5 protein-coding genes, 1 tRNA gene and 1 pseudogene are annotated in these 6,643 nt (G+C 68.4%); 6 read left to right on the top strand and 1 reads right to left on the bottom strand.

The features are described from left to right. Positions 1-41 precede the first annotated feature (41 nt). The 3 genes and pseudogenes from AC1DZ6_RS16105 (at position 42) to AC1DZ6_RS16095 (ending at position 900) form a co-directional block, all read left to right on the top strand. A tRNA-Met gene (locus tag AC1DZ6_RS16105) sits at positions 42-118 on the top strand. Between the two features lie 230 nt (positions 119-348). Continuing rightward, positions 349-552, top strand: a pseudogene (locus tag AC1DZ6_RS16100) (cold-shock protein); the annotation flags it as partial. Positions 553-702: 150 nt separating this feature from the next. Continuing rightward, the gene (locus AC1DZ6_RS16095; protein WP_026171987.1) at positions 703-900 is read left to right on the top strand and encodes a cold-shock protein; all 198 of its coding nucleotides are present in this window, start codon (positions 703-705) and stop codon (positions 898-900) included. 146 nt (positions 901-1,046) lie between these two features. On the opposite strand, the gene AC1DZ6_RS16090 is transcribed toward AC1DZ6_RS16095, so the two are convergent. Then, entirely contained in the window at positions 1,047-3,347 is a 2,301-nt protein-coding gene (locus tag AC1DZ6_RS16090; RefSeq protein ID WP_477098163.1) for an NADP-dependent malic enzyme, read from the bottom strand. A 355-nt stretch (positions 3,348-3,702) separates the two neighbouring features. Between AC1DZ6_RS16090 and uraH the strand changes: the two genes are divergently transcribed. The 3 genes from uraH to AC1DZ6_RS16075 form a co-directional block, all read left to right on the top strand. Next, positions 3,703-4,050: a hydroxyisourate hydrolase gene (uraH, locus tag AC1DZ6_RS16085; protein ID WP_477098162.1), complete on the top strand. Its 348-nt coding sequence runs from the start codon at positions 3,703-3,705 to the stop codon at positions 4,048-4,050. Positions 4,051-4,052: 2 nt separating this feature from the next. Next, a complete protein-coding gene (xdhA, locus tag AC1DZ6_RS16080; protein WP_477098161.1) occupies positions 4,053-5,495 on the top strand; it encodes a xanthine dehydrogenase small subunit in 1,443 nt (480 codons plus the stop codon). Further along, on the top strand, positions 5,488-6,643 hold a 1,156-nt coding region (locus tag AC1DZ6_RS16075), incomplete at its 3' end, for a molybdopterin cofactor-binding domain-containing protein (protein ID WP_477098160.1). The genes xdhA and AC1DZ6_RS16075, both read left to right, overlap by 8 nt.

Here is a 6,643-nt window from a genome sequence, read left to right as displayed (position 1 = left end):
CCATGAACCCTGCATCACGATAACAACACTACCCTCTTCGCCGCGGGGTGGAGCAGCCCGGTAGCTCGTCAGGCTCATAACCTGAAGGTCACAGGTTCAAATCCTGTCCCCGCACCCAAAATCAAAGCCAAGCTCTAAGCGTCTTCGGATGTGTGGCCTCCATGCCACTTCCGGTGGCGTTTCGTGCGTCATCGACCCGTCTCACGCGAAAATTTATCGCCCAGACGGGCTTCGGCCTGAGATTCTGCGTTCAAACCCCGTAGCGCGTTCTTCGGATTTGCGTCATGAGAGCAGGATGGAAGGACGCGGGTCGGCAACTGGCTCGCTGAATGAGGTTTTGAGGATAAGATGGCGAACGGTGTCGTTAAGTGGTTCAACCCGGCCAAGGGCTTCGGTTTCATTCAGCCTGAAAACGGCGGTGAAGACGTGTTCGTGCATATCGCCGCGGTGGAACGCTCGGGCCTGTCGGCCCTGAACGAAGGCGACCAAGTCGCCTACGAGCTGGAAGAGGACCGCCGTTCGGGCAAGACCTCGGCCGGCAATCTGCGCGTGACCGGCCAAGGCGCCGCGCCTTCGGCGCCGCGTCGTCCCGCTTCGCGCGGCTTCGACGCCCCGCGTGGCGGCGGCTATGACGCTCCGCGCGGCGGCGGCTACGGCGGTAGCGGCGGCGGTGGCGGCGGTTCGGGCGAAGCCGGCACCGGCGTGGTGAAATGGTTCAACAGCACCAAGGGCTTCGGCTTCATCCAGCCGGACAATGGCGGCGGCGACATCTTCGTGCACATCTCGGCCGTTGAACGCGCCGGCCTGCGCGGCCTGAACGAAGGCCAGCAAGTCGGTTACGAACTGGAACAGGACCGCCGCTCGGGCAAGACCTCGGCCGGCAACCTGCGCATCCTCTAAGGATCGAAACAAGGCCGGGCGCGGAGCGTTCGGTCGAGCTTTCGACCAAGAATCAGGCCCCGCTGGAGCCTTTCCCCGTCGCTGAGACGGTGGAGGGGCTCCTGCGGGGCCTTTTCGTGTCCGCGATCGAGGTCTGCGAGAGCTTGCTAGGCCCCCCGATGCTCGCGCTCGGCGGCTGCCTGGTTGACCGCCAGGGCGGTCATGTTGGCGATGCCGCGCGCCGTGACGCTGGGCGTCAGAACGTGCAGCGGCCGGCTCATGCCCAGCAGCACCGGCCCGACCAGCAGGCCTTCGGTGGCGGCGCTGAGCAGGGTCAGCGCGATGTTGGCGGCGTCCAGGGTCGGCATGACCAGCAGGTTGGCCGAGCCTTTCAAGGCGCTGTCGTGCACCAGGCGGTCGCGCAGGGCCTGGGAGAGGGCGGCGTCGGCGTGCATCTCGCCGTCGACTTCCAGCTCGGGCGCGCGCTCGCGCACCAGGGCCAGGGCCTCGCGCATCTTGCGGGCGGTCGGCGAGTTCGACGCCCCGAAGCTGGAGTGCGACAGCAGGGCCGCCTTGGGCGTCAGGCCGAAACGGCGCACGGATTCGGCGGCCAGCAGGGTCATCTCGGCCACCTGTTCGGCGGTCGGGTCGACGTTCACGTGCGTGTCGCAGAAGAACAGCGTGCCGTTGTCGATGATCAGGGCCGACAGGGCGTAGACCCGGCCGACGTTCTCGCGCTTGGGGATGATCGGGAGCACATAGGTCATGTGCTGCCACCAGTCGCCGGCCCCGCCCACCAGGGCGGCGTCGACATGGCCGGCCTGCAGCAGCATCGAGGCCGAGACGGTTCGGCGGTTGGTCACCCGGCGTTCGGCGGCCAGTGGCGGGACGCCGCGGCGGCTGACCAGGCCCTGGTAGCGCTCGACCAGCGGGTCGAACAGCGCCTTGTCAGCCGAGGGATCGAGGATCTCGACGCGGGTGTCGAAGTCCAGCCGCAGGCCCATCTCGGTGGCCTTGGCGATGATCGTCTCGCGCTTGCCGATCAGCACGGGCTTGCAAAGGCCCTCGTCGAGCACGGTCTGGACGGCGCGCAGCACGCGCTCGTCCTCGCCCTCGGCATAGGCCACGCGGATCGTCGAAACCTTGGTGGCCTTGCGGGCCCGCTCGAACACCGGCCGCATCAGCTGGCCGGAGCGATAGACGAACAGCTCCAACTCGGCGCGATAGGCGTCGAAGTCGGCGATCGGCCGGGTGGCGACGCCGCTGTCCATGGCCGCCCGGGCCACGGCCGGGGCGATCTGCAGGATCAGGCGCGGATCGAAGGGCTTGGGGATGATGTAGCTGGCGCCGAACATCGGGGCGACGCCGCCATAGGCGCTGGCCACCACTTCCGAGGCCTCGGCCCGGGCCAGTTCGGCGATGGCCTCGACGGCCGCCACCTTCATGGCCTCGTTGATCTCCGAGGCGCCGACATCCAGCGCGCCCCGGAAGATGAACGGGAAACACAGGACGTTGTTGACCTGGTTGGGATAGTCGCTGCGGCCGGTGGCCATGATGGCGTCGGGGCGCTGGGCGGCGACGAGCTCGGGCAGGATTTCCGGCTCGGGATTGGCCATGGCCAGGATCAGGGGATTGGGCGCCAGCAGCGGCAGCCACTCGGCCTTGAAGACGCGGGGCGCGGAAAGGCCCAGGAAGATGTCGGCGCCGGCCAGCACCTCGGGCAGGGTCCGGGCGTCGGTCTGGCGCGCATAGCGGGCCATGTTGTCGAGCATGTCGGGCTCGCGGCCGGCATGAACCACCCCCTTGATGTCGGTCAGCGTCACGTTATCGACCGGCAGGCCCATCGAGACCAGCAGGTCGACGCAGGCCAGGGCGGCCGCGCCGGCGCCCGAGGTGACCAGCTTGACGTCCTTCAGGGTCTTGCCCTGTACGAGGAGCGCGTTGCGAACGGCGGCGGCGCAGACGATGGCGGTGCCGTGCTGGTCGTCGTGGAAGACCGGGATCTTCATCCGCTCGCGCAGCTTGCGCTCGATGATGAAGCATTCCGGAGCCTTGATGTCCTCCAGATTGATGCCGCCGAAGGTGGGCTCCAGGGCGGCGACCACCTCGATGAAGCGGTCGGGATCCTCGGCATCGACCTCGAGGTCGAAGACGTCGATGCCGGCGAACTTCTTGAACAGAACCGCCTTGCCCTCCATCACCGGCTTGGAGGCCAGGGGGCCGATATTGCCCAGGCCGAGCACGGCCGTGCCGTTGGAGATCACCGCGACCAGATTGCCCCGCGCCGTGTAGTCGCGGGCGAGATCCGGATTGGCGGCGATGGCTTCACAGGGGGCGGCGACGCCGGGCGAATAGGCCAGGCCGAGGTCGCGCTGGGTGGCCATGCGCTTGGTGGCCTCGATCGCCAGCTTTCCGGGCCGCGGCAGACGGTGATAGTCCAGGGCGGCTTTACGGAAATCCTCGTCCATCGGTCGTTCCTCGGAGACTGCGCAAGGTAAAGCGGCGCGGATCGTCTGAAGCGGATCCGTCAGGGTCTAGCTACCGGTGTTGGCGTGGCATTTCCAACCTTACCCAAGGTCGGGCGGCGTTTTTTGACGCATCGGAGCCTCGAGCGGGCGATCGCAGGTGGCTCACTAAGTAATAAAAGACTTATATAACGCACGTCCGGCGGGCGCCTGACGCCGCCATGCAAGGCGGTTCGGCGTCTTGGGTGGGGCGAGGGATGTCCGGACTGGACTTGCGGACGAGGCGGTTTCAGCATCGCTCGCGGGCCTAGAGGTCTAGAATGGCGCGCCGGAACGCCGAGCAAGGAACGACGAACGCATGAGCGGCCTGACCACCCATATCCTCGACACGGCGGCCGGCCGCCCGGCGGCGGGCGTCGTTGTGCGGGTTTCCGCCCGGAGCGGGGACAAGGTCAGCCTGCTGAGCGAAATCCGCACTGACGCTGACGGTCGCGCACGACTGGTCGAGGGCGAGGCTCTGGCGGTCGGCGGCTATCGGCTGGAGTTCGCGGTGGCCGACTATTTCAAGGCGACCGGCGCGGCGGTGAGCGATCCGCCGTTCCTGGACGTGGTGGTGATCGACTTCGCGGTGTCCGACACGGCCCAGCACTATCATGTGCCGCTGCTGGTCTCGCCGTTCGCCTATTCCACCTATCGGGGCAGCTGACGATGGCGGGGGTGCGGTTCCTGCTGAACGGAGAGGTGGTCGAGGCCGAGGGCGTCGATCCCACCCGCACGCTGCTGGAGCACCTGCGCGGCGACCTGCGCCGCACCGGGACGAAGGAGGGCTGCGCCGAGGGCGACTGCGGATCCTGCACGGTGCTGGTCGGCGAGTTGGACGGGCAGGGCGGAACCGCGTGGCGGGCCGTGAACAGCTGCATCCAGTTCGTGCCGATGCTGGACGGCAAGGCGGTGATCACCGTCGAGGGGCTGGCCACCGATACGCCTCACCCCGTGCAGGCGGCCATGGTCGAGCATCACGGCTCGCAATGCGGCTTTTGCACGCCGGGCATCGTCATGTCGCTGTATGGGCGGGCCGTGGCGGCCAAGGGCGCGGACGCCCCGGTCGACGAGGTGCTGGCTGGAAACCTGTGCCGCTGCACGGGCTATGGCCCGATCATCGCCGCGGCCGAGACCATCGTCCCCGAGGCGGCGCCGGACGTGGCCGACAAGTTGGCCGCGCTACGTCGCGACCAGGCCCTGAGCCTGGACTACGCGGACCCGATCGCCGGCTCGACCCGCCGCTGGTTCGCGCCGCGGAGCGCCGATGAACTGGCCGAGACCTACGCCGCCCATCCCGACGCGGTCGTCGTGGCCGGAGCCACTGACATCGGCCTGTGGGTGACCAAGCTGCGCAAGCCGCTGGAGACCCTGATCGACATCGGCCAGGTGGACGAGCTGAAGCGGATCGAACGCGCCGACGGCGGCCTGCGGATCGGCGCCGGCGTCCGCTATGTCGATGCGCTGGAGACGCTGAGCGCGCTCTATCCGGATCTCGGCGCCATGATGCGCCGGCTGGGTTCGACCCAGGTCCGCAACAGCGGCACGATCGGCGGCAACATCGCCAACGGCTCGCCGATCGGCGACATGCCGCCGGCCCTGATCGCGGCGGGGGCGACCCTGGTCCTGCGCCAGTGGAACGAACGGCGGACCCTGCCGCTGGAGGATTTCTTCATCGCCTATGGCAAGCAGGACCGCCGGCCGGGCGAGTTCGTCGAGGCGGTGCTGGTCCCCGATCCGACGCCCGGCGCGATGTTCAAGGTCTTCAAGCTGTCCAAGCGCTTCGACCAGGACATCTCGGCGGTGTGCGGAGCGTTCAACATCCAGATCGTGGACGAAATCGTCGCCTCCGCCTGCATCGCCTATGGCGGCATGGCCGGCACGCCCAAGCGGGCCGCCGCCTGCGAGGCCGCCCTGCTCGGCCAGCCGTGGAACGCGGCCACGATCAACGCCGGAGTCGCGGCTCTGGCCGACGACTTCACGCCCCTGACCGACGCCCGCGCCTCTGCCGCCTATCGTGCCCTGACGGCCGGCAATATGCTGCGCAAGGTGTTCATCGAGGCGGCCCGACCGGACCTGGAAACCCGCGTGCCGGAGGCGGCCCATGGCTGACTCCAGCGCCACGGCGGTGATCGAGCCGGTCGTCTTCCAGGGCGTCCACGCCTCGCTGCCGCACGACAGCGCCCTGCGCCACGTCTCGGGCGCGGCGATCTATGTCGACGACATTCCCGAACCGACGGGAATGCTTCATGTCCATCTGGGCATGAGCACCAAGGCTCATGCCCAGATCGTGTCGATGGACCTGTCGGCCGTGCGCGCTTCGCCCGGCGTGGTCATCGTGCTGACGGCCCAGGACATCCCCGGCGAGAACGACGTCAGCCCGGTGATCCACGACGACAAGCTGTTCGCTGACGGCGAGGTGGTCTGCGTCGGCCAGAGCCTGTTCGCCGTGGCCGCCACCTCGATCGCCGCCGCCCGCGCAGCCGCCGCCAAGGCGGTGATCGACTACGAGGACCTGCCGGCCGCGATCACCATCACCCAGGCGCGCGAGGCCGGCTCGACCATCGAGGCCAGCCAACGCATGGCGCGCGGCGACGCGGCCGCCGCCCTGGCGGCCTCGCCCCGACGGCTGCAAGGCGCGTTCGCCATCGGCGGTCAGGACCATTTCTATCTCGAAGGCCAGGTCGCCCTGGCCACGCCGAGCGAGGGCGGCGACGTCCACATCTGGTCGTCCACCCAGCACCCCAGCGAGGTCCAGCACCTGGTCTCCCGTGTGCTGGACGTGCCGCACACCTCGGTGACTATCGAGGTGCGCCGGATGGGCGGCGGGTTCGGCGGCAAGGAAACCCAGGCCTCGCTGTTCGCAGCCGCCGCCGCCCTTGTCGCGGTCAAGACGGGCCGCGCCGCCAAGGCGCGTCCCGATCGCGACGAGGACATGGTCATGACCGGCAAACGGCATGACTTCGAGGTCGCCTACGACGTCGGCTTCGATGACGAGGGCGTGCTGACCGGCCTGGCCCTGGAGCTGGCCTCGCGCTGTGGTTCGACCACCGACCTGTCGATGGCCATCAACGACCGGGCGATGTTCCACGCCGACAATTGCTACTTCCTGCCGGCGGTCGAGATCGTCTCGCACCGCTTCAAGACCCACACGGTGTCGAACACCGCCTTCCGGGGCTTTGGCGGTCCTCAAGGCATGGCGGCGATCGAGCGGGTGATGGACGCCGTCGCTCAGGCCGTTGGACTGGACCCGCTGGAGG

Source organism: Caulobacter sp. P1_B12_2, from assembly GCF_056406675.1.
This window is presented reverse-complemented; position numbering and strand designations above follow the sequence as displayed.

What these genes read in the sequence shown, in the direction of transcription:
- AC1DZ6_RS16090 (WP_477098163.1), bottom strand. Translation starts at nt 3,347, where the DNA reads ATGGACGAGGATTTCCGTAAAGCCGCCCTGGACTATCACCGTCTGCCG.
- uraH (WP_477098162.1), top strand. Translation starts at nt 3,703, where the DNA reads ATGAGCGGCCTGACCACCCATATCCTCGACACGGCGGCCGGCCGCCCG.
- xdhA (WP_477098161.1), top strand. Translation starts at nt 4,053, where the DNA reads ATGGCGGGGGTGCGGTTCCTGCTGAACGGAGAGGTGGTCGAGGCCGAG.